Source organism: Pseudomonas palmensis (assembly GCF_017848315.1).
Taxonomy (GTDB): Bacteria; Pseudomonadota; Gammaproteobacteria; order Pseudomonadales; family Pseudomonadaceae; genus Aquipseudomonas; species Aquipseudomonas palmensis.
This window is the reverse complement of sequence record NZ_JAFKEC010000012.1, coordinates 1-25,588: the sequence shown is the minus strand read 5'-3', so window position 1 is coordinate 25,588 and position 25,588 is coordinate 1. Positions and strand designations below refer to the sequence as shown.

Annotated in this window: 24 protein-coding genes and 3 pseudogenes; 13 read left to right on the top strand and 14 right to left on the bottom strand. The window is 54.3% G+C overall.

What is annotated here, in order from left to right; translation table 11 throughout:
* Positions 1-91: 91 nt before the first annotated feature.
* A complete protein-coding gene (locus JZZ72_RS09555; RefSeq protein ID WP_210014330.1) occupies positions 92-286 on the bottom strand; it encodes a DUF7740 domain-containing protein in 195 nt (64 codons plus the stop codon).
* A gap of 220 nt (positions 287-506) precedes the next feature.
* Between JZZ72_RS09555 and mobH the strand changes: the two genes are divergently transcribed.
* Entirely contained in the window at positions 507-2,213 is a 1,707-nt protein-coding gene (gene mobH / locus JZZ72_RS09550) for a MobH family relaxase (protein WP_210014403.1), read from the top strand.
* 450 nt (positions 2,214-2,663) lie between these two features.
* Here mobH and JZZ72_RS09545 read toward each other — a convergent pair whose 3' ends face one another.
* The 4 genes from JZZ72_RS09545 to JZZ72_RS09530 all read right to left on the bottom strand — a co-directional run bounded on the left by JZZ72_RS09545 (position 2,664) and on the right by JZZ72_RS09530 (position 7,370).
* Positions 2,664-5,210, bottom strand: a complete 2,547-nt coding sequence (locus JZZ72_RS09545; RefSeq protein WP_210014329.1) for a S8 family peptidase — start codon at positions 5,208-5,210, stop codon at positions 2,664-2,666.
* The gene (locus JZZ72_RS09540) at positions 5,119-5,991 is read right to left on the bottom strand and encodes an AAA family ATPase (protein WP_210014328.1); all 873 of its coding nucleotides are present in this window, start codon (positions 5,989-5,991) and stop codon (positions 5,119-5,121) included. Before JZZ72_RS09540 ends, JZZ72_RS09545 begins: the two co-directional genes overlap by 92 nt.
* A gap of 232 nt (positions 5,992-6,223) precedes the next feature.
* On the bottom strand, positions 6,224-6,484 hold the full coding sequence (locus JZZ72_RS09535) for a peptidase associated/transthyretin-like domain-containing protein (protein WP_210014327.1): 261 nt from the start codon (positions 6,482-6,484) through the stop codon (positions 6,224-6,226).
* A 10-nt stretch (positions 6,485-6,494) separates the two neighbouring features.
* Positions 6,495-7,370, bottom strand: coding sequence for a trypsin-like serine peptidase (locus JZZ72_RS09530; RefSeq protein ID WP_210014326.1), 876 nt, complete (start codon positions 7,368-7,370; stop codon positions 6,495-6,497).
* A 523-nt stretch (positions 7,371-7,893) separates the two neighbouring features.
* Here JZZ72_RS09530 and JZZ72_RS09525 point away from each other — a divergent pair.
* Together JZZ72_RS09525 and JZZ72_RS09520 are read left to right on the top strand one after the other, a co-directional pair.
* The gene (locus JZZ72_RS09525) at positions 7,894-8,175 is read left to right on the top strand and encodes a hypothetical protein (RefSeq protein WP_210014325.1); all 282 of its coding nucleotides are present in this window, start codon (positions 7,894-7,896) and stop codon (positions 8,173-8,175) included.
* 1,415 nt (positions 8,176-9,590) lie between these two features.
* Positions 9,591-10,217 carry a DUF6338 family protein gene (locus JZZ72_RS09520; protein ID WP_236066248.1) on the top strand — a complete coding sequence of 209 codons (627 nt, stop codon included), beginning with the start codon at positions 9,591-9,593 and terminating at the stop codon, positions 10,215-10,217.
* A 543-nt stretch (positions 10,218-10,760) separates the two neighbouring features.
* On the opposite strand, the gene JZZ72_RS09515 is transcribed toward JZZ72_RS09520, so the two are convergent.
* The 4 genes from JZZ72_RS09515 to JZZ72_RS09505 all read right to left on the bottom strand — a co-directional run bounded on the left by JZZ72_RS09515 (position 10,761) and on the right by JZZ72_RS09505 (position 14,788).
* Entirely contained in the window at positions 10,761-12,434 is a 1,674-nt protein-coding gene (locus tag JZZ72_RS09515; protein ID WP_210014323.1) for an SIR2 family NAD-dependent protein deacylase, read from the bottom strand.
* A 536-nt stretch (positions 12,435-12,970) separates the two neighbouring features.
* Positions 12,971-13,177 carry a hypothetical protein gene (locus JZZ72_RS27780; RefSeq protein ID WP_236066247.1) on the bottom strand — a complete coding sequence of 69 codons (207 nt, stop codon included), beginning with the start codon at positions 13,175-13,177 and terminating at the stop codon, positions 12,971-12,973.
* 13 nt (positions 13,178-13,190) lie between these two features.
* Positions 13,191-13,400: a hypothetical protein gene (locus JZZ72_RS09510; protein WP_210014322.1), complete on the bottom strand. Its 210-nt coding sequence runs from the start codon at positions 13,398-13,400 to the stop codon at positions 13,191-13,193.
* 1,091 nt (positions 13,401-14,491) lie between these two features.
* Positions 14,492-14,788 carry a hypothetical protein gene (locus tag JZZ72_RS09505; protein ID WP_054888278.1) on the bottom strand — a complete coding sequence of 99 codons (297 nt, stop codon included), beginning with the start codon at positions 14,786-14,788 and terminating at the stop codon, positions 14,492-14,494.
* Between the two features lie 259 nt (positions 14,789-15,047).
* On the opposite strand from JZZ72_RS09505, the gene cyoA reads away from it, so the two are divergent.
* From cyoA to cyoD, 4 genes are read left to right on the top strand one after another with little or no spacing between them, the layout of a single operon-like run.
* Positions 15,048-15,929, top strand: a complete 882-nt coding sequence (gene cyoA / locus JZZ72_RS09500; RefSeq protein ID WP_408004342.1) for a ubiquinol oxidase subunit II — start codon at positions 15,048-15,050, stop codon at positions 15,927-15,929.
* Between the two features lie 5 nt (positions 15,930-15,934).
* Positions 15,935-17,908, top strand: a complete 1,974-nt coding sequence (gene cyoB, locus JZZ72_RS09495) for a cytochrome o ubiquinol oxidase subunit I (RefSeq protein WP_210014402.1) — start codon at positions 15,935-15,937, stop codon at positions 17,906-17,908.
* Between the two features lie 3 nt (positions 17,909-17,911).
* Complete coding sequence (gene cyoC / locus JZZ72_RS09490; RefSeq protein WP_134698424.1) at positions 17,912-18,523, top strand: cytochrome o ubiquinol oxidase subunit III; 612 nt, start codon at positions 17,912-17,914, stop codon at positions 18,521-18,523.
* Entirely contained in the window at positions 18,523-18,861 is a 339-nt protein-coding gene (gene cyoD, locus JZZ72_RS09485; protein ID WP_210014320.1) for a cytochrome o ubiquinol oxidase subunit IV, read from the top strand. The genes cyoC and cyoD overlap by 1 nt, the downstream gene beginning before the upstream one ends.
* A gap of 87 nt (positions 18,862-18,948) precedes the next feature.
* On the opposite strand, the gene JZZ72_RS09480 is transcribed toward cyoD, so the two are convergent.
* Positions 18,949-19,167, bottom strand: a complete 219-nt coding sequence (locus tag JZZ72_RS09480; RefSeq protein WP_102689575.1) for a hypothetical protein — start codon at positions 19,165-19,167, stop codon at positions 18,949-18,951.
* A 260-nt stretch (positions 19,168-19,427) separates the two neighbouring features.
* On the opposite strand from JZZ72_RS09480, the pseudogene JZZ72_RS28230 reads away from it, so the two are divergent.
* From JZZ72_RS28230 to JZZ72_RS28220, 3 pseudogenes are all read left to right on the top strand, one after another.
* Positions 19,428-19,577: pseudogene (locus JZZ72_RS28230) on the top strand (hypothetical protein); the annotation flags it as partial.
* 35 nt (positions 19,578-19,612) lie between these two features.
* Positions 19,613-19,744 (top strand): annotated as a pseudogene (locus tag JZZ72_RS28225) (general stress protein); the annotation flags it as partial.
* A 24-nt stretch (positions 19,745-19,768) separates the two neighbouring features.
* Positions 19,769-19,837: pseudogene (locus JZZ72_RS28220) on the top strand (glucose starvation-inducible protein B); the annotation flags it as partial.
* Between the two features lie 176 nt (positions 19,838-20,013).
* On the opposite strand, the gene JZZ72_RS09470 reads toward JZZ72_RS28220, so the two are convergent.
* On the bottom strand, positions 20,014-21,612 hold the full coding sequence (locus JZZ72_RS09470) for a histidine kinase famiy protein (RefSeq protein ID WP_210014401.1): 1,599 nt from the start codon (positions 21,610-21,612) through the stop codon (positions 20,014-20,016).
* A 298-nt stretch (positions 21,613-21,910) separates the two neighbouring features.
* On the opposite strand from JZZ72_RS09470, the gene JZZ72_RS09465 reads away from it, so the two are divergent.
* The gene (locus JZZ72_RS09465) at positions 21,911-22,705 is read left to right on the top strand and encodes an OBAP family protein (protein WP_102689577.1); all 795 of its coding nucleotides are present in this window, start codon (positions 21,911-21,913) and stop codon (positions 22,703-22,705) included.
* Positions 22,706-22,860: 155 nt separating this feature from the next.
* Here JZZ72_RS09465 and JZZ72_RS09460 read toward each other — a convergent pair whose 3' ends face one another.
* From JZZ72_RS09460 to JZZ72_RS09450, 3 genes are read right to left on the bottom strand one after another with little or no spacing between them, the layout of a single operon-like run.
* Positions 22,861-23,361, bottom strand: a complete 501-nt coding sequence (locus tag JZZ72_RS09460) for a YciE/YciF ferroxidase family protein (protein WP_054888270.1) — start codon at positions 23,359-23,361, stop codon at positions 22,861-22,863.
* Between the two features lie 24 nt (positions 23,362-23,385).
* Complete coding sequence (locus tag JZZ72_RS09455; protein ID WP_054888269.1) at positions 23,386-23,616, bottom strand: hypothetical protein; 231 nt, start codon at positions 23,614-23,616, stop codon at positions 23,386-23,388.
* A gap of 16 nt (positions 23,617-23,632) precedes the next feature.
* Positions 23,633-24,511, bottom strand: coding sequence for a manganese catalase family protein (locus JZZ72_RS09450; RefSeq protein ID WP_210014319.1), 879 nt, complete (start codon positions 24,509-24,511; stop codon positions 23,633-23,635).
* Positions 24,512-24,769: 258 nt separating this feature from the next.
* On the opposite strand from JZZ72_RS09450, the gene JZZ72_RS09445 reads away from it, so the two are divergent.
* Together JZZ72_RS09445 and JZZ72_RS09440 are read left to right on the top strand one after the other, a co-directional pair.
* Positions 24,770-25,279: a ferritin-like domain-containing protein gene (locus JZZ72_RS09445; RefSeq protein ID WP_054888267.1), complete on the top strand. Its 510-nt coding sequence runs from the start codon at positions 24,770-24,772 to the stop codon at positions 25,277-25,279.
* Positions 25,280-25,338: 59 nt separating this feature from the next.
* Complete coding sequence (locus JZZ72_RS09440; RefSeq protein WP_080641021.1) at positions 25,339-25,563, top strand: DUF2061 domain-containing protein; 225 nt, start codon at positions 25,339-25,341, stop codon at positions 25,561-25,563.
* Positions 25,564-25,588: the final 25 nt, after the last annotated feature.

The following is a 25,588-nucleotide window of genomic DNA, read 5'->3' as shown; positions in this document are numbered from 1 at the left end:
AATAATAACTGAGACACACTCAACATCCGAGTGTTTATTCCCAGTTTAAGGTTCATTTTTGTGCTCCTTCATTGCAAATATCTGTGACAGATCAGTCAGTCAAATTTCGGCAAAGATGCGCCACAACTTCGCGAGGCGCCGCGCTGCGGCCAATCTTGAACAAGATGTCTCGCTGGCTACGCGGCAACTTTTTCGCACAGCGCTTGGCGGCAGACCGAATGGCAGCATCAGTACCATGAATCCGGTCCGCCAGCAGCACGATCAATACAGCATCACTCAGCGTCATCAGCGTCCCAGCTCAGAAAAATGATGCCGGCAGTCTACCCCGCTCGAAAGGGTCGGCTATGCCGACCGGCCGGGTAACCCGACGCGCCAGACTTCGGATTATTGCACTCGCGAAAAAGGCCAAGGCGGTAAAGGGTAATGGCATCAATGGAAGGGGCGCAAGGGTAAGAGGCTTATCCGAAAAGGCAAAGGGACCTTTTGAACGCAAGGCAGGTACTGCGATGAAACGGTGGTGGTTCAAACCGCAAAAAGGCCTTCCCGAGGAGGCCACCCCCGCCGCCGAGGGCTTTCATCAGCCACTGTCGGCGGAATCACTGCTTGCTGCTGGCCACCGCAAAAGGCTGCTCGAGCGCATCTGGCAATATACGGCCCTCTCCCCGCTACAGTTCGAACAACTCTACCTCGAACCGATTCGTCGCTACGCCAGCTATGTACAGCAACTACCGGCTAGTGAGAGCCATCACCATGCCTATCCTGGTGGCATGCTCGACCACGGTTTGGAGCTGGTGGCGTGCAGCCTGAAGTTGCGCCAGTCCTACCTACTCCCCAGTGGTGCCGCACCGGAAGACCAGGCTGCGCAGGCTGATGCCTGGAGCGCCGCCATTGCCTACGGCGCCCTGCTCCATGACGTTGGGAAAATCGCCGTTGATCTCCAGGTGGAGTATCAGAATGGTGAACGGTGGCACCCCTGGCACGGCCCCCTGAACCAGCCTTACCGCTTCCGCTACCACCCCGCCCGGGATTACCAGCTACACGGTGCCGCCGCTGGGCTGTTGTATACGCAGATCCTGACCCCCACCCTGCTCGACTGGCTCAGCAGTTACCCTGCCTTGTGGGGGCAATTGCTGTTCTTGCTAGCCGACCACTACGAGCACGCCGGCACACTCGGAGAGTTGGTCCTGCAAGCAGACCGGGTATCCACGGCACAGAACATCGGGGCCAACCCCAACAAAGCACTTCGGGCACCTCAATATTCGCTGCAGCATCACCTACTCATGGGGCTACGGTACCTGGTCAAAAACGAGTTCAAGCTCAATCAGCCCGGTGCCGCCGGCTGGCTCACCGAGAACCACCTGTGGTTGGTCAGCAAAACTGCGACTGACAAACTGCGTGCCTACCTGCTGGCTCAATCCGTGGATGGTATCCCCTCCTCTAATATCGCCTTGTTCGATGAACTGCAGTCCCATGGGCTGGTGGATGCGACACCAGAGGGGAAAGCGGTATGGAGCGCCACGGTGTCGGACACCGGCTGGCAGCAGGCGTTTACATTCCTGCGCCTTCAGCCCAGCCTGATCTGGGCCGATGAATCCCGCCCTCAGAGCTTTGATGGGACGGTGCAATCGAAAACAGTTTCTGACTCGAAGGGCGATGCCGGAGAACAAGCAGCAGATCAATTATCCCAACTTTTGGAACCCAAGCTGCAGGGCGACATACCCTCAAGCCCAGATTTCGAGTGCATCGATGAGCTAGTGGAGCTCTTGCCGGACATAAGCGACGGCATGGGTGAATCACATGCAATACACTGCCGTGACTTCTCCCCGGACGACGATGCCCCTGAACAATCCTTTATCGACTGGCTGCGTAATGGTGTTGGCAGCCACAGGTTGCTCGTCAATGAAAGCAAGGCGAAGATTCACACTGTAGCGGGAACGTTCTTTTTAGTCTCTCCGGGAATTTTCCAACAGTACATTGCAGAACAACTGAAGTTCTTAAGTAGCGCTGAAAATGGCAGTGCTTGGCGGAAATACCAACGCCACTTCGAGCAATTGGCAATGCATCAAAAGCGCCCGAACGGTCAAAATATTTGGACCTGTAAGGTACAGGGCGCTCGTAAGAGATCGTCGCTTAATGGATATCTATTGACCGATGCACAGTTAATTTCGCCAAACATCTTTCCAGACAACCCCTATCTTTCACTTGAACTTTAGGCATCTATACGAAACCCATCACCCCGAAAAACTGCGAAAAAAGATACATTAAAAACAAGAAACCCTTAAACTCACCAGAAGAAATCATCACTTGACCGAAACCCAAACTTACCACACCAAATCCTGCCCAACACATCGCAAGTCACTTCTAGAGTGCATACCCAATAGCTAAGATAACCGCTGATGCACAATCACCTTTAAGATGCATCCAATTTAAAGCAGCGACATCACCTCAAACCAATAAGACTGGGAGACCGAAACCATAGAAACCTTAAACAAAAAAACCTAATCAGCCTAAAACAATTAGACCCAAACACTGCCAACGAGGTCGGCGAAGCCATTCCAGATAATAGACTTCGCCACCCAAGCCTATTGAGAATTCTCAGAGGGCCAAGAGCACCACAAAACCCACCTACACTTCATCTCAATAAAAGAGCAACCCTAGGATAATCAGTTTTGCACTTGAGACCGGAAGCTCAGCTTAATTCTATCCCTGATTTCAGTATAAACATCAGCCTTCAAGGAATCCGAAACTTCAAAGGTCACAATCAAAGCATAGGGTATGGATGGCAATACCGCCCCCCCTTGCGTCCGACACTCCACCCTAATCCGCAGGACATCGTCATCGCCGATAGGCACTGCATCTTCACCCTCATAAATCTCATGTATCACCGTACCTCTCCGGGATGTATCTGAAGGGGGTTGGTTAGCTGGAACTCGGTAGACCCCAATAGGCGAACCATTTGAATCTTCGGTCACGAAATCTAAAAGAGCATCTTTATAAAACTGTTCTGCTGGCTTAGTTGGAGTCAGCCACGCCAGCGTCACTACCAGTTTTCTGACATCCTTCTGCCCTGACAGCGACTTTGGCAACGGAAAGCTAAAAAGCTGAGCATTATCATTCTCCAAAGCACCTAGACCCAGCATGGTCACGCGGCGTTCGGTGCATTCTAACACTCTGGGAAGATCGATTTTTCCATAGCCTAGGAAACGGGTGATGTTTGAACGGCGATTCTTCCAAAGCCGTCCCTCTTTGGGCTCCAAAACTGACTCCAGAAAAACTCCTGCACTCCCCCAGCTTGCGGAATGAACAATCAACCCCTTGACAAGCGCGGGTAAGAGTTTCCGGATACGAGTAAAATCTTGAGCTGAGAACTGTGACTTTAGTTCGTCATGAATAATTACAGCTGCTCTTGTAGCCAGAGCTGCCGAATTACTAGTACCGATAGTACGAACAACATCATTTACACTGGACACGCCGGCAACTTCCTGACCAAAATATCGGCCAGCTTTCCCAGGTGTTAGCAGAAGCCCATCTGCAGTAACCGTATACGTATAAAGCGCCCGCCCGCCACAGTTCAGGACCTCCGGCTTTACCGCTTGTTTATAACCCAACCCAAGCCCGGATATCAAACTCGGAAATTTCTCACTCGAGAACGGCTCGATAAGATATGGGCTTGGAGTGGCTACGCAGCCATCCGAGTGACTTGCACCTACAGTGAGAGCATTGATCGCCTCCGCCGGGGAGAAAATAGTACGATGTGCCATTTTAGATTGTACGGCAGAAACGAATAGCAGATGGCGCTCTTCATCTGTCAACTTAGTTAACTGCACTGGCTTCGTCACATCATCAAGAGATAGTCCTTCAGCAATATTCCCAGCACTGATAATAAAAAGAAGATTATACTTCCAAGCCAGGTAATCGATAAGGCGCCCCCAAGCGCTCATCTGGCCTGCAAATGGCCTATTTACATCACCGAGAGAAAGGTTAATGACAAATACATCACCTCCCAATTCTTTAGGAGCCTGCTTCAGCCTGACAACTGCAGAGTAAATCACATCTAGCAAAAGTCTTGAATTTGGAGTTGTCTCGACAGAAGAATGCTCACTGGCAGCCAGCAAATATTGAACATACAATTTTCGTGGCAACGAACCCTCTTCTTTTGCGATATCACCATGCAAAATAAGAGAGGCCATAGCTGTTCCATGATGCCGAGTACGAACTGGAGAGGTACTCTCCAACCCCTCACCGTCATCGATCACAAGCCGCCCTTTCAACAGATCATGATTTTGCACTACAACACCATCAAACAGCGCTGCTACTGGGGGGAGCAAGCTGCCGGAGTCATCAATCTCAACAACCCGTTCAATATCTTCGGGCTCCGATGATGAAATACTCATTGCTTGAGGACGTATGTAAGCAACCTCATCAAGAGTAAGCAAATTTGCTTCGAGATCAAGGAGTGCTTTTGCTTGCATCTGTGTAATAGAAATCAGAAGTGCGTGATATCTGATCTCTGGTATATAGGAACGATCTAAAACCTCCGCAGCCTCAATTTCAATCTTTGTCAGCAGCGCCTGAATTGCTGCGTGATCTCGTTCTTTTTCTCCATGAAATACGAGTTCGATTTCGAAGTGCACTTTTTCATCAGCGGCCCCGTTCAATCCAGCAATAAAAGTCTTTGCTTCAGGCGTCAGTCGATCTCTAGCGCCCCATGAACGGATGTCTATGAGGTGAGAGAATAATTTATTCCAATCGCCATAGCCTCTAGGCAACCCTTTTCCCGAACTGTACAGAGCCCAAAGTCTCAAAAGTTCGGTGATTGCCCGCTGGTTTGGAACTGTTAAATAGAGCCGCCCTTCCATAGGCTTTTCGGGCTTTTCCCTATCATGAAAATCGTCACTGCTTGGGTAATTGAAATCAGCCTCATCCACCCATGTCAAACCTAGTTTTTCTGCTGCTCTCTTGAATTCCTGTTTCGACTGCGCCAATTCAAAAACTATAGCTTTCTCAGGATGGAGGCCGTCTGTATCTTCTGATAAAGTTCCCGACGCCACGGGACTTTGAGAAACCCGTTTCAGCGTTTCAAACTTTGGTCCAAGCCTAGATAGCTGCCGCTCTGAACTAGGTGTCGAGATGCTGAAAAATCTCGGACTGCCTTTCAGACGCGCGTCTTGTTTTGGCGGATTTAGAATCAGCAGCGGGAGCTTTTCCATGATCTCTTGACTTATCCTTAATCGAATTACTTACACGGCTTTGCGAAAGACGCTTATCAACTATCGCTTTCAGATCTTGCTGACCACCCGAAAGAACCAATTTCCTCCTAATATCGAGCAAGACCTGCTCAATATCCGAAAAGCTACTACCAATTAATGAGCCCACAAACTCACTCTTCAGCCCACCAAGCTTCTCGCCAACTGCAGACTCAAAACTTACCAACCATTCACTAATTTGCTCAGACTTTGGCGGAACCAAATTGGAGTGAATTTGAAACCGCCGCCATGCAGCCCTATCTATCAATTCAGGATGGTTGGTAGCCGCAACAAAAACGTTATAAGAAGGAAGATCATCCACTTGTAAAAGAAGAGTACTAACAATCCTTTTAATCTCACCAGTGTCGTGCGCATCGCCCCGCTCTTTGCCGATAGCATCAAACTCATCGAAGAAGACAACACACGGGCGCGTTTTAAAAAACTCAAAAGCCGACTGTAGTCGCGAGGCAGTCTCACCAAGATAACTACCAATGATTCTTTCATAACGCATTACATAAAAAGGAAGCCCTAGCTCGTATGCTAATGCGCCAGCCAAACTTGTCTTGCCATTTCCTGGAGGCCCAGTTAATATCAACTTGCTGCGCGGCTCCAGCGCAAATGAACGCAACAAATCAGCGCGCCTATGCTCCTCAATTAATTCTAAGCAGACATCATAAACCTCAGGTTCCAGATAGAGATCTGAAATCCCTCTTGTCACAGTCACTTCAGCGTAGAGGTCCTGCACTGATTCCTTTCGTGGGGCACCCTCATATGAAAATGCCTCGGACCTCCCGACTGGATCACCCGCACTGCCCCACCTCGCAGAACGAAGTGTATCCGTCAGCTTTTGTGCATATATGTGATGCTGCCTAGCCTTCTCTTCTGAGACTATTGCCTCAACGACTCGCCGAACCGAGGCCTTATCTCCCCCCAAACCGGCTTGGGCGAGTTTTACCACAAGATCGCTTCTTGCCATATCAATTATGCACGCAAATTGTTGGCGTTACCTTAGAGGACGTGTATTTCGATATTTTTTTTACACCCTTCAGTCCTGACTTAGTGACCGCAGAAATACAACAATCCCCACCAGGCAACTCAAGTTTAAAAATCCCACGTTCATTTGTAATGATCGCTATGTCTTTCGCCGGAAAATCGGAACTCTCCACCATCACGAAAGCACCCTTGACAGGGTGCCCCGCATCATCGACAACGAAACCGCAGATGATCTTGGACTTCATAGTCGCACCTTCATTTAAGCGTACGCCACTCAGAGAGAATATCGACCAATGCCGGGGTAATTCTAACACCAGAGTTCGCATTCAATGTTCTGCCAGCGCCATTACTATGCACGCCAATGACTACTGGCTCAAGGTCGTCATCTGGATAGAACCAAATGGGAGAACCGCTCTGCCCGCCCTCAGTATCCACATCATAATAAAGCTTGTGATCTGTGACATCACAAACCCTATTCGAGTGATGCATCTGCTCTTCACCGACGTTACAAATTGGATAGCCTGAAATATTCACCATCTGCGAATTCAGGCGTGCCTCCGGGTAGAACCCAAATGCAAACGATCCGAGACTGCTATCTAGGTCATTCGAGAGGATGATTGCACCAATATCATAATTTTCATCACCCGCGGAACACCATCTTTCCATGGTACGAAAAGACTTAGCTTTATAGCGTCCAAAGGGCTCAAGTTGGCCATCACGCCCCGGAATAACTTCTATATTTTCCATCCACCCGTCGTAAACCTTGTTGAAGACACAGTGGCCCGCAGTAATAATCAGCCGGGGGCCTGCTACCCACCCAGTGCCGATGAATGGCGTACCATCTCTAGCTGTGATTTCAAGGGCACAAATCTTCCTCCAAGGATCAAAGGAAGTATCAAGGACACGGGATCGGCGATCATGCCCAGGCACGAGAAGGCTTTGCCCATATGCAGTCTTTGCAACCAAAGGAGCATCTTGTTTACCACGGACTATTAACTTATCAGATGAGCACTTCAGCGCCTGCTCCGAAAATGCTCCAGCATCTCCCTTGCAAACTTTAACTCTCTGAACAGCTGCAACTTCGAGCACTGGCGAGTCACTGCAAACATCCCTATCGTAACGCGAACTCATGTCATCCACCCGTAAAAATTTAAAATCCGACACCGAGCGGCATTCGTTCGTGTCGGCGCACCCGCTTATCGTAGCACTGCTGGAAGCCTTCTCAGAGGCATTGGGGTGCATTTCGCCGAAAAATCTAGCCCCTACCCTCAGAATCAGGGCACCAAGCCCCTGACAGCGATAAGCTGGCGGCTCTTACCGTGCTTGCCTCCTGCGAGTGGCGACGCCAGCGTACTGCGGGTCCGCAGAGACCTATGCAATAGCTTGTCAGTCGCTCCTGAGAAAGCGACGGATAAGGCACCTCTCGCCAATAGACGCGGTAACGCACCCGAGAGAGTGGGCGATAGGCGTACATAACGGGCCTCCCGCACCCCGGGAAGGCCGACCTTCCGCAAGCATTAAAATTGAAGTTGCCACGGTCGAGACCTCAGGCCCGAGGGCTCAACCGCTATGCGCAATGCTGCCAATACCACAGCTAATAGTGAGAGTAAAATTACACTGGATCCAATCCTAAGGGACATGATACAAAGCAAAAGTGGCGATTCGCCATGACGCCGAGACAGTAATGATGGTTTGGAAAAACGACGACAACAAGAAGTATCGCGGAAAAATTGATCGCATATACGTTTCCATGACAGAAAGCTGGGAGGTCGAATACTTTATTGACCACTATCTAAAAACACGAAAGCGCGGGATCAACGACGAAAACAGGAGCCTAGTTGCTCACAAACTTGAAGACCTGCCCGGAAAAGCTCCTCACAAGCGCGACGAAGTCAGCGCGTGGCTTGACAAGCAATACAAACTGAGTCCAGCCTAAAAAGTAGCCCGAACTACATGTTCGGGCTTCTAACGCCCTGACACTCCTACTGACCAAACTATTTACCCTATACACAAAGACATCGGTAAAGATCGCCTCATTAAGCGCTCTTCCGGCACAAACAACCAAAATCACTAAACCCACCGCTGCTTGATCAAAGCTATCATAAACCGCGCCCCACATTGCCTATTAGCGACTCACCAACAATTCTAAAAATACCCTCCAGTCAAGTCAGGCGTGACTACATTACACGGCACGTTCCCACATAATTTTTGGCGGGGATTGCACAGCATCTTATAGAGATCCCCAACGCTCATCGCAGGCAGTGCGTCAAATATCGCCAGCACCAACTTATGCTTAACGGGATCCAATTGCCAATCGGGAATTCGCTGCCCCCGGTTGCCCAAGCTGAGAGAGCAGCCTTCGCGCCTTGATGTCTCGGTTGATTTGATGGCGGGACTTGTCCGCCAGCCTGGCGAATACAGGAAGCGAAAGGTCGGTTGGCGCTTCATGGATGGCAAGCATCTGCGCACGTTCTTTCTGGATAGCCGCGGGGCGCCACAGGCCAGAGTGAGCGTCTACTATCGACCCATAGCAGCCCTTCGTGGAGCGGCAGCTAACGGCCAAAAGCTGCCACTCAACAAGACTCGATAATTCCCACTCGACCGCGCGTCATTGAAGCCATAGCTCAATGCCAGACAGCCGCCGGCTGAATAAACGTTCGAACCCGTGGCCTGATCCCACAACTAAGCCCACTTAGGCTAATAACTCCCAACCGGCGACAGTAACCTCCCAAAGCACGCCCAGTCGAGATGATCCGAGAGGACACAAAGGTCAGCCTGCTAATATTCACATTTCTCATCGCTAAAGGGTCTGGGACACCCAGATCAATAAAGCCACCGACAGAATCGGGATTGAAAAGGCGAGAGGCATTAACAGAAGCCGAAGCTGTGACGATGCTGCCAAGATGGATAAACACAGAGCAAGATTTTTTAACATTGGCCGGTACCCAACATGAAAATGTGATTGAGTTTCCGGCTGATTCACTGCTTCTACGAGGTCATTCGGAGAGGGTGAAGATCTGCCCTGCGGCACCTTTGTAAGGTTTAGCGGACTTACACTCAGGAAGAACCTGATGCTAGAGGCAAAGTGAGCAGTATGCAACCGCAACTCATCACCTCGGTAGTGCTTTTCGCCCGACTGGGCGGCTCCGCGATCACAGCTCAGCAGAGATGAAAGCTACCTCAGGTCCGGTCATAAGGCGCTCGGGTACTCAAGGTCGATACTGTGATGTAGTCGAGAACTGCGCTTATGAACGTGGAGCGCTAGCGCTGCCTCTAGCCCGCCATCTATGAAAAAACGTTACCTCTAACAGATGCGTCGCGGCTATATTGATGGCAAACGGACACCACTCGATGGAACAGGCATTGGAAGACCTAGCAACGAAGATCCTCCCTCTGGTTCAAATGCTGATACCAGGCTTCATCACCACCATGATTTTTTACTGGCTGGCCGATGTAAAGAAACCAGGCCAGTTCGAGCGAACGGTACAGGCGCTAATTGGTACCGGCATCATCACCATCATCGTTTCGGGGATCTCAAAGGTCCTGCTGTGGATGGGAGACCATTGGTTCGTAATGGGCCTCTGGACCACAGACGTAGAGAGCGCATGGGGAATAGCACTCGCGATATGTCTAGGCTTGGGGTTGTCATACGCGTCCAACCATGACTATCTATACGGGATTGCCAGGCAGCTTGGACTCACATCGCGTGCCTCATACCCGGAATGGGTCTACGCATTTCGCAAGCGATCTGGGCATAGCGTAGTGTTGACGCTGCTGGATGGCCGACGCCTCTTCGGATACCCCCAAGTGTGGCCAACTGATCCCGCCACAGGCCATTTTTTGATTACACAACCGTGCTGGCTAGATGAGCAGGACGAATGGGTCGAAATGCCGGGAATTGAGAGTTATCTAGTCTCAAATTCTGACGTTTTGATGGTTGAGTTCCTTGAGCTACAGGAGACAACGAATGACCAGTAAGAGCGACACAAGCAAAAAGCATGTGGTGGAGCGAGTCAGTAACGAGGGGATGAATGTTAGCCCGCCAGCGCCAGTTAACGTTCGCCCCGCTACACCACCGCCTTCGCCGCCTAAAGCGCCCAACAAGTAGAGGGGACCAATGTACGAAGAAAGAGGGATATCGCCACAGCCACGCCGACCAAGCGGCAGCGAGCCTCAGCGTCCCAGTCCAGTAAGCCAGCGGCCAGCCACCCCACCTAAAGCCCCGCCAGCACCTCCACGTCGGAACGGATGACGCGCGTAGCTCTCCACGCTGTGCCAACCCAGGTTCATAGCTACCCCAAATCACCCTATGCAAGGATTCAGCATGTCGAATCACACAGGAAAGCCCACCTCAGTCAATGGCGGAGTGAGCAAAGAGACAACGAGCCAGCGCCCAGCTACTCCGCCGAAGGCGCCACCTCCCGCACCCAAGAAAAAGTAGGGCCACATAAGGCGACGTAGGAAGCAAGCGCGAATCGGGCAGAATTGCTCGACTCCTCAGCAGGCGTTCCTGCTGCGCCGTTACCCCCTAAAGGACGCTTTCGGAGTGATTGTAGGCGGGAAGCTGGACACGATTTGGATGATCCCATCCACGATAGTCTTTGCCATTCGCTGAGATACTTCAGCGTCACCCCTCGAATGAACGATGCTGTTCCTAATGTGTACCCACTCGTGCAGTCTGGGGAGCCACTCCGATTGGATTACGCTTCGGCTAACCGCATTTTTTATCATTCCCAGCAGTGACTGGTGATTTGGCCTTGTCGCACTGTCGTCTTCTTTGTATCGCATCACGCTCCGCAGTTCGCCCTCAAGATAGGTAACCGCCGAAACGATCGCCGCACGATACTCCCTTACCCTCAGAAGCCGGCGGGCCTCATCCAATTGAGAGTTACGATCTGATGGAAGCTCCCTTTCCAGGGTTGTGATCAGGTCTAGGGCGAAATCTTCTGACTCAGAGGTCAGTAGATCAGGCCGATAAATCACCGTGACGTCCTCCAGAGCAAGGGGCAACTGCTGGCCTTCCCTCATCACTACAATCAGTTTGAGCGACCTGCCTTTCTCCTTCCTCGACGCCGCTCGACTGATCGCCATCTTCAGTTCAACCATCGTCCAGTTGGAAGACAGATCGATGACCATTGCAATCGACCGATCGATTAGAGCGTCCAGCTTCGCGATAACCATATCCCCAGGAGAAATTACGCCATCAGCCGTAATCGGGACGAGGTTGATATCCTTCAAGGCGGGAAATACCTGGTCTTTGTAGAAAGGCAGAACCTCCAACGGCAGCGAGAAGAAGCAAAGCCGCGATGGCGCCGACCGTGGTCGCGACAGTTCTTGCATCGCCCGCTCTTCAGTCGGCTTCATCACGGTGAAAGCTTCGTCCCTGAGAAGCTCCCGAAGCTCATCAAAAGCTGCCGCTAGGATCTCACCGTACCTGTCTCGTGTACCTGGCAGATTGATCACCTTTACCCCGCGGCGCTCGAACCGCGAAATATCGGACTGATTCGCGCCTACAACGATCGAGTAGGCAAATCGTCTGGTGCGTCCCAGGCGCTGCGATACCACATGCCAAATCTGCCGGAAATCTGGATCGTCGAGACTGTACCCGACCAACACCGCAGTCTTGGTAATCAGCAGATTCGCGAGGTAGGTTGCGAACAGCGGATAGTTCGCGAGAAAGCCGTCGTAGTCAGCCTCCGTGACCACCATCCTTCTCGGATGGTGAAGGTCGCCATGGAGCTTGAGCAGGTTCACACCGGCCTTGGATGAATTCAGCGAGAGCTGCTCCTCTTCAAGGATCGGATAAACAACATTGGGCCCAAGCCGGTACTCCTGCTCCAGCAAGAAGTCGAAATTTGTTGTGCAGACGATATCGAATGGGATAGAGCAGAAGCTCTTGTGCGCCGCCCCGGGCTGGGCTTCGTGGATCAGCAACACCTGCGTGAGCTTATCCATCAACCTCGCCCGCCCTAGCTCATGCTCGTAAGCAGAAATCGCGTCGAGGGCCCCACTGGAATTGAAGTCAATAAGATCGTCTTCAAGAAGCTTACCTAGCTCCCCCCAAAGAGGAGGTCTCTGACCTGACGTGACATGGGCATTCAAGGACATGCCGGCCCCGATGATTGGCAGCCATCTGCCGTTTACGAGGTCGTCCAGGACAGGCTTGGGGAAGTACTTGAGGTAGTTTGTGGTCACTGCTAGATCCCTCTTGAGCAGCACCGGACAATATCAGTAATGGCACTTGGATGCCACGTTCTCACGCCTTCGCAGGCTGATGAAAGGAGGCAGAAAAACTCATTGGCAGAAGTCTACATAAGCTTGAAATCCTGGCGACGCTCGGAGTCTATCTAGACGAAAGGGTCGTGAATGATCTCCCGTAACTGCTCATCGGTGAGTAAATGCATACGTGCTGTCCTTGGTGAGTAAATGCATACGTGCTGTCCTTGGTGGCGTGCAGAGGGCTGAACTTACCTAAACAACATCGAGAATGGTGAATACCCGACCGCATCGGCCGAATCGCCGGCAAGCTAACACCCACTGGAAGATGAACAGCCTTCAGGCTTGCGGCCGGCCCACTCACATTGCGTAAGTCAGACTGGTTACCAGTGATACGGTTGCAGTTGCCCGATGCCCGATGCCCGCTTCTGGCCGTAAGCTGCCATACGGTGACTATCTATAATGGGTCGAAATCAGACATTCACTGGACCCACCATCTTCCGCGCAACTGCCAATCAGTGAGTGGTTCCGTCCCCGCGGCCAAAGGCTCTCATTTGATAGTCAGTTACAGCTTGGAACAGAGACTCAGCTATCAGGCGTAATCTTTCCACCTCTATTGCAGGCGCGCCAGTATCCTGAGCTTCGTGGTACCGGCGCATTGCCTCAATTGCCTCGTTGTAGGCTGGGTGGTCGGGCGGCAAGATCTTGGACTGTTTGGGCATCAGTGCCTCGATATCAGTGAATTGATTCAGACAGACTGCCGGCTTCAAGCAACTGGAAATCCACTACCGCGTGATAAAGGGAGTCGGCCAACACTCTAAGCCGCTCGATTGTCTCTTGAGATGCCCCGCTATCTTGGGCGGCCTGATGCGCCCTTATCGCATAAAGAGCTTCGCGCAGTAGCGGCTCGCCGACTTTGGCCATGCCTTCCAACGTTCGCTTCATGCCCTGCCCATGTTGCTCTGTTAAGCCATTATAGGGCGATAGCGACGGTGTGATGACAGGCATCGATCCAAGGCTTTGTGTTCTCCAGTTCAGGCCTCAGCGTGGCAAACCGGTTCCCACAGGAATGTCACCAGCTTCCAGATCTGCGCCACCACCTGTGGGAGCCGCACGTGTCGGCGATGGGTCGCGAAGCGTCCCCAATATGCATGCGCCGGGTCGATAGCTGCCGGCAAGAGCCAAGCACACCTACGCAGCCTTGGAGAAATCGCCCCTGTCCTAATGTAAGTCCTTAGGCCCCGTGAAAACAGCACGTCCACCATAATCCGCAGTAAACCAGCAAAAGCCACACTAATAATGGGGGACCAGATGGGGGACCAAAAACACACAGGCACAAAAAAGCCCCGAAAAATCAGGGCCTTGATGAAAATTAGTGGCGGAAGCGTAGGGATTCGAACTTTCTCGATTGCAGTGTGATCCGTTCCGAGCAAAAGTGTGCGCTATCATCCCAGGCTGTGTAAAAAAGCCCCAGTTCACGAAGAAGATATGCGGACCAGGCCTGTAGGTCTAGCAGATGGAGGCGTGGATCACCCTGGATCGGTCATAGGCATGGTGGTTGTGCCATCTGGACCGCGGCAGCTGGCCTCATGCCCTGATCGCTTACGTAGTCCTGCAATTCCGATTATCTTCATCATTCATTTGAGGTTGTAGGATAGCTTGAAGGTTCATCTCGACGATTACCCTCGGCAGGGTCTTGACCAGGAAGTGGGTGGTTCCCAGTTTGAGCGTTCCGAAAGGATGCTCCACCGTCTGCTGCCACCCGCGTCGGGTCATGCCCAAGGCGCGCGGCAGAGACATGCTTCCTTTCCATTGAGCCCACTGGTTGTACATGGTCGTCTTATGGGATGACGCGGTGTAGTGGTGGGTCGCGGATGACAACTATCCACCCATTACAGCCCCTCGACCGGTAAAGCAACACCATCCATGCGATGTAAACCCCTTCTGGTGAACAGCCTGACAGTAAGGATTGACCATCACCGCCCGCCGGTAGCAATCCGATCGGAACAGCTGCTTCGCCTGGTTCCTCCCGCACCTCAACTTCCAACCACTTCGACATCGAACGCCTTGCCCTCGGTCGCGACTCGCCTGGCATACCCGACGCCCCACACCATCGCCCGACTCATGGTTTCGCCAGGGCATTGGAAAAAGGCTTGCTCACTCATCATCGAGCCATCGGCGCGATAAACTCCGATGAACAACTGAGTGGCACCCGTTCGTGACAAGCGTGCCTGCACTTCGAGACAGGCTCCTGTGTCCAGCGTTTCCTCATGGATCTGGTGGTGCAGGATCGGATCGCACCATTGACGATAGGTTTCCCCTCTTCTTTTCATCTGCCTGTCCTCTGCTGTTGTCAGCGGTAGATAGCCTCGCGCGCGTAATCAGTCCAAATGAAACGACGCCATCGGACAGGCGGCCGAGTTATACAAAGCGGTTTTTTTGTACATCCACCATTCGTCGCCAATCCGCAAATCTCATACAACCTTCGTTTCGTCGCCGTCCTTCTAACGCCACAAGCAAAACAACTGGCAATCGCTACAGGACAAGATCATGGCCACGAGATTCACGTATGGCGCACGGTTGCTCGGTCTTATGTTGCTCAGCATCGGTGCTTTGCAGCTCTCGGGTTGCGACATGGTGTTGTTCAATCCAAAAGGTCAGGTCGGGTTGGAGCAGCGCAACCTGATCATTCTCGCCACGCTGCTTATGCTGATAGTGGTAGTCCCGGTCATGATCATGGCGCTGGTATTCTCGGTGCACTACCGCGCCTCCAATGAAAAGGCGCGCTACACGCCGGAATGGAACCATTCGCGCGCTATCGAGGCAGTGGTCTGGGGTGTGCCGCTTATCATCATCATTGTGCTCGGCGTGGTGACCTGGCGCTCGACCCATGCGCTGGACCCGTACCGACCACTCGTGGCTGACCGACCGGCGATAAAGGTTCAGGTGATCGCCACAGACTGGAAATGGCTATTCGTCTATCCCGAACTCGGCATCGCCTCGGTCAATGAGTTGGCCATGCCAGTGGATACCCCGGTGGATTTTCGGGTGACCTCCGATGGCGCCATTACTTCATTCTTCATTCCGGCCCTCGGCGGGCAAATCTATGCCATGGCGGGCATGCAGACCCAGCTGCATCTGATCGCCAACCACAAGGGCACCTACAACGGCATCGCTGCCAACTACAACGGGCCGGGTTTTTCCGATATGTATTTCGAGGCCTTGGCTTTAGACCAAGCCGGTTTCGACGCCTGGGTGACAGCGGTGCGCAGGTCACCGAATCGGCTTGACCAGGCGCGCTATGCACAGCTGGCCAAACCGAGCGTCGCCCATCCTGTGGAGCACTACGCCAAGGTGGACGACGGCCTGTTCCAGTCCCTGATCGACAAGTACCAGGGCATTGGCCGGTCTAACGACGTCGAACGGCGCCTGAGCATCCCTGATGATGAAGCGCCGAAAGGCAGCAAGGAGTGACCCGCATGTTCGGAAAGTTGAGCTGGGACGCCATCCCCATGGACGAACCCATCATCATGTACACCCTTGCTGTAGTCGGCATGATCGGCGTTTGCGGCTTTGGGATGATTACCTACAAGCGCAAATGGACGTATCTGTGGAAGGAGTGGTTGACCTCGGTCGACCACAAGCGCATCGGCGTGATGTACATCGTGGTCGCCCTGGTGATGCTGCTGCGGGGTTTTGCCGACGCGCTGATGATGCGTACTCAGCAAGCCATGGCTTCGGACGGCTCGCCCGGCTATCTGCCACCGGAACACTACGACCAGATCTTCACCGCTCACGGCGTGATCATGATCTTCTTCATGGCCATGCCATTCGTGGTCGGCCTTATGAACATCGTCGTGCCGTTGCAAATCGGTGCGCGCGACGTGGCTTACCCGTTTCTGAACGCGGTGAGCTTCTGGCTGTTCGTATCGGGTGCGGTTTTGGTGAATCTCTCGCTGGGGATCGGTGAGTTCGCCCGCACTGGGTGGGTCGCCTACCCGCCCTTGTCCGGTATCGGCTACAGCCCGGGCGTAGGCGTGGATTACTACATCTGGTCCTTGCAGATCTCCGGCGTTGGGACGTTGCTGACCGGGCTGAATTTCTTCGTCACCATCCTAAAAATGCGCACCACCGGCATGACCTTGTTCCGCATGCCGGTGTTCACCTGGACGGTATTGTGCACTTCGATACTGATTCTGGCCGCATTCCCCATTCTCACCGCCACGCTGTTCATGCTCAGCCTGGACCGCTACCTGGGCATGCATTTCTTCACCAACGAGATGGGCGGCAACCCGATGATGTATATCAACCTCATCTGGGCCTGGGGCCACCCGGAGGTGTACATCCTGATCCTGCCGGCTTTCGGAATCTTTTCTGAGGTGGCCTCTACCTTTTCACGCAAGCGGCTGTTCGGCTACTACTCGCTGGTCTGGGCCACCATCGTCATCACCCTGCTGTCGTTCATCGTCTGGGTACACCACTTTTTCACCATGGGCGCCGGGCCGAACGTGAACGCGTTCTTCGGCATTATGACCATGATCATCGCCGTCCCGACTGGGGTGAAGATCTTCACCTGGCTGTTCACCATGTACCGCGGTCGGGTGCGCTTCGAGACACCCATGCTGTGGACGGTGGGCTTCATCGTCACCTTCAGCATTGGCGGCATGACCGGCGTGCTGCTGGCGGTGCCGGGCGCAGACTTCCTGCTGCACAACAGCCTGTTTCTCATCGCGCATTTCCATAACGTGATTATTGGCGGCGCGGTGTTCGGCTACCTGTGTGGCCTGACCTACTGGTTCCCCAAGGCGTTCGGTTTCAAGCTCTACGACCCGCTGGGGCGTGCCGCGTTCTGGTGCTGGCTGGCGGGTTTCTATTTCGCTTTCATGCCATCTTACTTTCTCGGTTTCATGGGCATGACCCGGCGCCTGAACCATTTCAATGTGCCTGAGTGGCGGCCGTTTCTGCTGCTGGAGATGGTTGGTGTGCTTATCATCCTCTGCGGCGTGGCCTGCCAGCTAATGCAACTGATTGTGAGCATCCGCAAGCGCCACGAAAACCGCGACCACACCGGCGATCCCTGGGATGGCCGCACGCTGGAGTGGGCCACTGCGTCACCGCCGCCGTTCTACAACTTTGCCGAGCAACCGGTGGTGCACGGCATCGACGCCTATTGGGGAATGAAGGAGCGTGGGGTCAAGACGCTGATCGAGGCGGATTTTCGCAGGATTCACATGCCGTGCAACACTAGCCTGGGCGTGTTGATCGGCGCATTGAGCACAGTGCTGGGCTTCGCCTTGGTCTGGCATATCTGGTGGCTGGCGATTGCCTCACTGCTGACCACGGTGGCAGCACTGATCGTACGCAGCTACGACCGGCATACCGAGTACTACGTGACGGCCGAGGAAGTCGAACGCGTGGAAACCCAACGGCGTCAGCTGATGGCGGAGGCCTGAGCCATGTCGCACATCATCTTGAACGAAAGCGCCCACCAGCAGGAGCAAGGCTACGAGGATGCGGGTTCGCTGAGCCTGTTCGGCTTCTGGATCTACCTGATGACCGACTGCATCCTGTTCGCCACGTTGTTCGCCACTTATGCGGTGCTGGGCCAGTCCGTGGCGGGCGGCCCTGGCCCTGCGGACATCTTTGAGCTGCCCTACGTCCTGGGCGAAACCAGCCTGCTACTGCTCAGCAGCATCACCTATGGCTACGCCATGCTGGCCAACCACCGCAAGGACAAGCGCCGGGTGCTGCAGTGGCTGGGGGTCACCTTTGTGCTGGGCCTGGCTTTCGTCGCCATGGAGGTGAACGAGTTCCACCACTTGATCGCCGAGGGCTACGGGCCGCAGCGCAGCGCGTTTCTCACCGGCTTCTTCACCCTGGTCGGCACCCATGGCCTGCACGTGCTGGTCGGCCTGGTGTGGATGGCCCTGCTGATGATCCAGGTCCAGCAGCGTGGCCTGTGCTGTGTCAACTCCACACGGCTGAGCTGCCTGAGCCTGTTCTGGCATTTTCTCGACATCGTGTGGGTGTGCGTGTTTACCGTCGTCTACCTGTTCGGAGTGATCTGATGAGCAGCGAAAGCCAGATTCACAGCAGTGCCGGCGCCAGCCAGTCCAGCCACAGATCGTACAATATCGGCTTCCTGCTGGCTGCGTTGCTGACCATTGTGCCGTTCGGGCTGGCCATGTTTCCCAGCTTGCCGCGCGCCGCTACCTTCCTGTTGGCGCTGGTCTGCGCGGTGGTGCAGATTCTGGTGCACATGATGTTCTTCCTGCACCTGACCACCGCGCGTGAGCAGCGCTGGAGCCTGGTGGCGCTGGTGTTCTCCGTGGTGATCATCGTGCTGTTGGTGGGGTTGTCGCTATGGATCATGTACTACGTGCACTACAACATGCTCGGTTTGTGACCCGTCCTCGCCCACGGGCTTGTCCTGCCGCCTGGCGATGGTGTTGCTGAGCGGGTTAATGGATGAAACCATGCGTGCCGCCCCTGCTCAGGGCTGTTGGTAATGCCCCGGCGATGTGCCGCGCTCGTGGTCATGCTCAAGGCGCTGCACCTGCACGTCAGTAAACGACGACGCTTCACTACGATGCAGGCCTTGCAGGTAATCGCGCGCCGCTTCGCGACTCAAGTTTTCCTGTTCACTGCGCAGCTCGCAGGTGCCGGGTTGGTTGTCGAGGATGTAGCTGATCAAGTACAGGTAGTTGGCCATACGGATACTCCTTTTTTCAGATGGGGATGGACGACTCAGTAGGATTGATCGTTATCGGTTCGCATTCGTTCAGCCCAAAAGACGGCTGGCAGCCGGCAAGGGTGAACTCTGTTTGCCATCGTGCAAGGCTTTGGTGGTGCATGATTAAGGCTTCCTGCATGCTTGGTCGCCAGTTTTGTTTGCCACAAGATGAAAGGCCAACTTTCATTAGAGCCTCTTGTCCGCCCGAGTGAAATTCTTTGCACGATGTGCCGCTTTCCATGGGTCACTGGTTAACACAGACCTTCCTGTGTAACTACCGACATGAGGTGTCAATCATGGCTAGCAATCAAGACGACCGCGGGAATCAAGGTGGCAACGCCAACACCAATCCAGGCAACTTTGCCAATGACCGGGAAAAGGCATCCGAGGCCGGGCACAAAGGCGGCCAGGTGTCAGGAGGTATTTCAAGAACGATCCAGAGCGCGCCTCGGAAGCAGGTCACAAGGGTGGCCAGGCATCCGGCGGTAATTTCAAGAACGACCCTGAGCGGGCATCCGAAGCTGGCCACAAGGGCGGCCAGGCGTCCGGCGGCAACTTTGCCAATGACCGCGAAAAAGCCTCGGAAGCCGGACGGGTCGGTGGCCAGCATAGCCACGGTGGCGGTCGCAAGAGTGATGACAACCGCTAGTCATCCGTGAAAATCGCAGGGGCAGCCGGGCTGCTCCTGCGCGCTGATGTGGACGTCCCATGTTCATGCACAATAAGATTGCAACACACCGTGCCCGTGGCGCAGCCCAATCCGGGCATCATGGCGGCCTCACGCGCACCTGCCATCAAAACAGCTTGCTTGCGCCCCGTTGCCCATCACGCCACGCCAGTCGGACCATCTAGTACCTGTCTGACCCGGCAAGCCAGATCGTGTGGCTGGCAGGGCTTGGAGATGACCTCGAACTCGGCGCCGCCAATGTCAGTCCGCTCGATCGCGTTTTCCGCGTAGCCTGTCGTCAGCAAGACTTTGATCCCAGGTTGCAGGCGCCGCACGGCTCGGGCAAGCATTACGCCGTTCATGCCGCCCGGCATGATCAAGTCGGTAAACAGCAAGTCATATCGCTCCCCAGCCTGGATCAGTTTAAGCGCCTCGCGGGCGTTAAGCACCATGTCGGCGGCATAGCCGTAGTCCTCCAACACCATCTTCGCCAGCTCGGCCACATCCGGCCGGTCCTCGACGATCAGGATGCGCTCACTGCCAGCACTGCGCTTAGCCACTTTCGACGGTTGCTGCTGCACCAGCTGAGCGTCATCCACCGGGAAGTACAGGCGCAACGTGGTACCTTCGCCTTCTTCGGTGTAAATACGCGCCGCGCCCCCGGACTGGCGGGCAAAACCGTACACCATCGACAACCCCAGCCCCGACCCTTTTCCCTCTTCCTTTGTGGTGAAAAAAGGGTCCATCACACGGTCACGGATGCCCGCAGGCATACCGACACCGTTGTCGGTGATGGATATACTCACGTAGCCACCCGGCAGCAATCCGTCAAACGACAGGCTTGGATCGGTGATCAGGACGTTTCGGGTTGCGATGAATATGTGCGGCCGCTTGCGGCCTATCAGGGCATCCCTGGCGTTGAGGAAAATATTCAGCAGGGCCACTTCTGCCTGTGTCGCGTCGATCCGGCAGCTACGCAGCTGGTCCTCAAGATCAAACTCCACCGTCACCTCGGCGCCGAACGTACGCTCGATGATTGGGCGCGCATCGTCAATCAGGTGGTTCAGGTTCAGTACCCGTCCATGCAACTTCTGCTTACGGGCGAACGCCAGCAATTGCTTGGTCCAGGTACTGGCACGGTCGACTGCCGATTGCGCATGCCCGACGCTACGGCGAATACGGTTCAGGTCCGCCTGGGGCTTCTCGGCTTGACGGGCGATCAGGCCCAGGTAGCCACCCATGACCTGCAACAGGTTGTTGAAGTCGTGGGCGATTCCGCCTGTCAGCTGCCCCAACGCTTCCATTTTTTGCGCCTGACGCAGGGCGTCTTCGGCGTCGCGGCGTCGGCTGACATCCAGCTGAGAAGCAAAGTAATAGATCAGCTCACCGCGCTCATTGAAAATCGGCGAGAGAAACAAGGCATTCCAGAAGCTTGAACCGTCCTTACGATAGTTGAGGATCTCAGCCGCAATATCGACGCGCTGCTCTATGGCCTGACGCAGGCTGTCTACCACCGTGCGGTCGGTGTCGGGCCCCTGCAGGAATCGGCAGTTTTGGCCCAGAATCTCCTCCGCGGCATAACCTGTCATTTCCAGGAAGGCCCGGTTGGCGAAGATGATCGGGTTGTCGTCTCGGTTAGGATCGGTGACGATCATCGGCATCCGGGTAGTTTGCACCGCGGCGAAGAACATATCGCGGGCCAAGCCGGAAATGTCGCCCGAAGCCTGGTTGCTGACGCGCGCCTTCTTTTCGGTCACGAGAATCTCCTTGATCATTGCGCCTGGTTCGTTAAATCTGGACAACTTTCGTGGGCAGGTTGCTCCCGGTCAGCCGCCAAGTTGCACGACGTCGGCAGTTTCAGGGAACAGGCTATCCACTCGCTGCTGGACACCCTGGACGGCAACTACCTCAGCTGGTCGAGCACTGCTTTGGCCAGCGAAGAGGCCGTTATTGGATGGATTAGCCATTTGAAACTGACTCAGACCACTCGTCCGTTGGGCTGTCCGCTTTATTGGCCATGGTTGTCCTCTAAGGACACCAGCCAGAGCCTTTCTCATGCGACAGCTATTTCAAACGATAACCCTTCCCCTCGCTTGCTCTCTGCTGTGGGCCTGCTCCGCTCACGAAACGAAGTCTCCTGTGGAGACACCAGGCAGGCCCGAGTCTGCTAAAACCCAGCTGCTGGAAGCCGGCGCCGCGACGCTGCAGTCCAAGCCGCCCATTGAGGCCATCAACGCTTACCTGGATGGCTTTCACTTCTACAACGGGCATCCGGACGTGCAGATGGAAGCGCACCACTACTGCTCCATCCTCAACGAGGATGTCATTCAATGTGTGATATTCGACGGCAATACCAAGGGGGCGAAGATCATGGGCGTCGAGTACATCATCGACGAGAAGCTTTTTGCCGGCTTACCAACGAGGGAGAAGGCGATGTGGCACAGTCATGGCTACGAGGTCTCCTCTGGGCAGTTGATCGCCCCAGGCATCCCTGATCCTGCGGAACATGCCCTGATGGCGCGACTGGCTCACACCTACGGGAAGACGTGGCACACCTGGCATACCGATCAGGACAAAGCGCTGCCGGTGGGGGTGCCGCAGTTGATGATGGGCTTTACCGCAGATGGGCAGGCTGACCCGGCGATGGTCGAACAGCGCAATGGGCGCTTGGGTGTGGATGCTGGGAAAACCAAAGGCGAGCGGGCTGACATCCGTATTCCTGATGCTGATCCCCAGGCGGATGGCTGGCAGCACGGTAATGTCATTCAAATCACCGATCCAACCGGTGCCCATGTACATCGTTCTTCAACAGCTACGCCATCCACTACGAATAGCCGGTCTAGCCAATAGCCGCCTGCAACAACTGTGTTAGATAAGGTCTTGGGCGCGCCCCCTTCGGGGAGAGGCTGTCGTGTTTGGCGATCATCATGATGGTGATCATCCCCCAAAATCCAAGGGAAAGTAAGGTGTGAAAAGCCCGGTGCATCGGCACCGGGCTCGCGCCTTCATTTTTCGAGTGTGGCCGCCTGGTTACCTCCTTCTTCAGCGATAGCAGAAAGCTTGTCGTCCGCCGCTTTTTCCTCGGCCAAGGTATCGCCCAGCAACGACACTGCTTCCTTCATTCCCAGGTGCTTGGCCATGGCGATCAGCGTTCCATAGCTGGCGATCTCGTAATGCTCTACCTTCTGGCAGGCGCCGATCAGTGCGGCATCCAGCACCGCGCCTTGTTCGATTTCATCGAGCAATTCCTTGCTCTCCTCCACCAGCCCCTCCATCGCAACGCACTTCATCCGCTTGAGCTTCAAACCTGCCGACTCCACCAGTTGGTCGATGCGCTCGATCTGACCCTGGGTCTCGGCCAGGTGGGATGTGAAGGCGTCGGCCAGTAGTGGATTGGTGGCGGCCCTGGCCAACCGAGGCAGCGCCTTGGTGATCTGCTTTTCTGCGCTATACACATCAGACAGTTCATGGATAAACAGGTCTTCAACAGTTTTCCGTGCAGCCATTGGTTATCTCCTAGACGGTAGTGATCAGTGCAGGGTGTTACTCAGAAAAGTTTCCGGGCGCTCGACTTCCGGCGCATCGCCGGGAAGGTCGTTGGGTAGAAGCGAGCCGACTCCGAAGGTCATTACGGCCATGCGTACACGCAGAGCTCGACAGGCCAGGCGGGACTCAGCTTCAAATTCGGCCAACGCTTGGCTCATGAGGTGCTCAACACCAAACAGGCGATGTAGCGAGGCTTTCTTGCGCAGAATGTTCATGATGCCTCCGACTTTCTCAGTCTTTGCCATTAATCAAGCCGGAGCCGAGATCTGCGCCTGTAACCGGGTTGGCGGTTGGATCAGACATTGTCCGAAGCTTCATCGCCTCAACTGTTTCAGCTTCGGCAGGAGTGAGCGTCACCGAAGCGGTGCCATCCCCACCATCCACAGCAGCTGATGGATTTTCCACGTACTCCCACTCACTGCCCTCGTTCCAAGGGCCACGCACATTGGGCTCACCAGACATATTGAAATACTTGTTGGTGAACTCCGGCATACCAGGGAGTTTGCCTTGGGGGAAGTTCGGCTGAATGGTATGAAGCGCCTTTTCAAAGGAAAGCTGATGGGCGATCTCCCGGGTCATGAGAAAGCCCAGCGCCTCTTTCACGCCCGGGTCATCGGTAACGTTCATCAGACGTTCGTAGACGATCTTGGCTCGCGCTTCAGCTGCAATGTTCGAACGAAAGTCTGCTGTAGGCTCGCCTATGGTATCGACATAGGCAGCGCTCCAAGGGACGCCAGCCGAATTGGTCAGTGGAGCACCGGCACCATACAAGATGCTGGTGATGTGGGAGTCGTTACCCGCACCATTGATTGCTCGATACAGCTCGCCTTCCTCTTCGACCCCTTCGGCCAAGCGGCCTTTGGCACCCTTGTTGAGCATGACGATTATGGAGCCGACGATCTCCAGGTGGCTGAGCTCTTCGGTTGCAATATCCATCAGCAGGTCTTTACGCCCTGGGTCGTCTTCCGCCAGTGCCTGGGTGATATATCGGCTAGCAGCGGCCAGCTCGCCCTGAGCACCACCGAATTGTTCGAGCAACAGATTGGCCAGGCCGGGATTGGGCTGGGCGACACGCACGGTATATTGCAAGCGTTTGTTATGGATAAACATGGTTTGCTCCTCGCGGCTAGTAAGCAGGCGCCCTCTAATGTAGGCACCATCAATGCTTAGGAGCGAACAGATGTTATTACGTGCTAAATCCATATCCGCTTTCTGGATGAATGGACCGGGAAGATAAGTTCAATCGAAATTTCACATCACTCGAAAATACCTTAACTCTAATCTTTAGCGTACCCATCCATTCGTCGACCGAAACGAACCCCTGAGACAATCCGGATTCCCAATAACTCATTTCCGAGGATATTGACCATGACGACCCCGACTGAAAACTTACTCGATTGGCTGCGAGATGCTCATGCAATGGAGCAGCAAGCGGAGAAAATGCTCAAAGCACAAGCAGAGCGGTTAGAAAATTATCCCGAGCTTCGTGAGCGGATCGTTCAACACATCGCAGAGACGGAGGGACAACAACGTCTACTTGGGGAATGCATTAAGCGTTTGGGAGGAAGTCCTTCAACTTTGAAAGATCTTGCAGGAAAGCTCATGGCATTCGGGCAGGCTGTGGGTGGTATGACCATGAGTGATGAAGTCGTCAAAGGGGCTATGTCTGGTTATGTATTTGAGAACCTTGAAATCGCCTCCTATACCGTGCTTATTGAGGCAGCAACGGCCTCAGGTGATGAGCTTACTGCCGAAGCGTGCCGAGCGATTTTGAAGGAGGAGGTCGCGATGGCCGACTGGTTGAGGGAGCACTTGCCAGAAATCACCCGCGCATTCCTGAGCCGGTCGGCAACACCTGGCGAAGAAGCGAAACGATGACCCAATATTTGCGCCGTCTGCGATCCCCGGCGGCGCAAACAACTGATAAAGGGGCGCCAATGCGAAGCCTATCTGACACACGCTGCTGCTCCGGACGAACGAAAGGCCCATTATGGAAAACGTTCAGCTTTAGCATTCTTCACTTCACCATTGCATTCACAGTTGCATATTTACTTACAGGCTCAGCGCTCACAGGCGGACTGATAGCTGTAATTGAGCCGGCATGTAACACCTTAGCATTCTATTTTCACGAAAAACTATGGCGCCAGCTAGAGCGCAGATGAAAACAAGCGGCGCAGATCGCCTGCC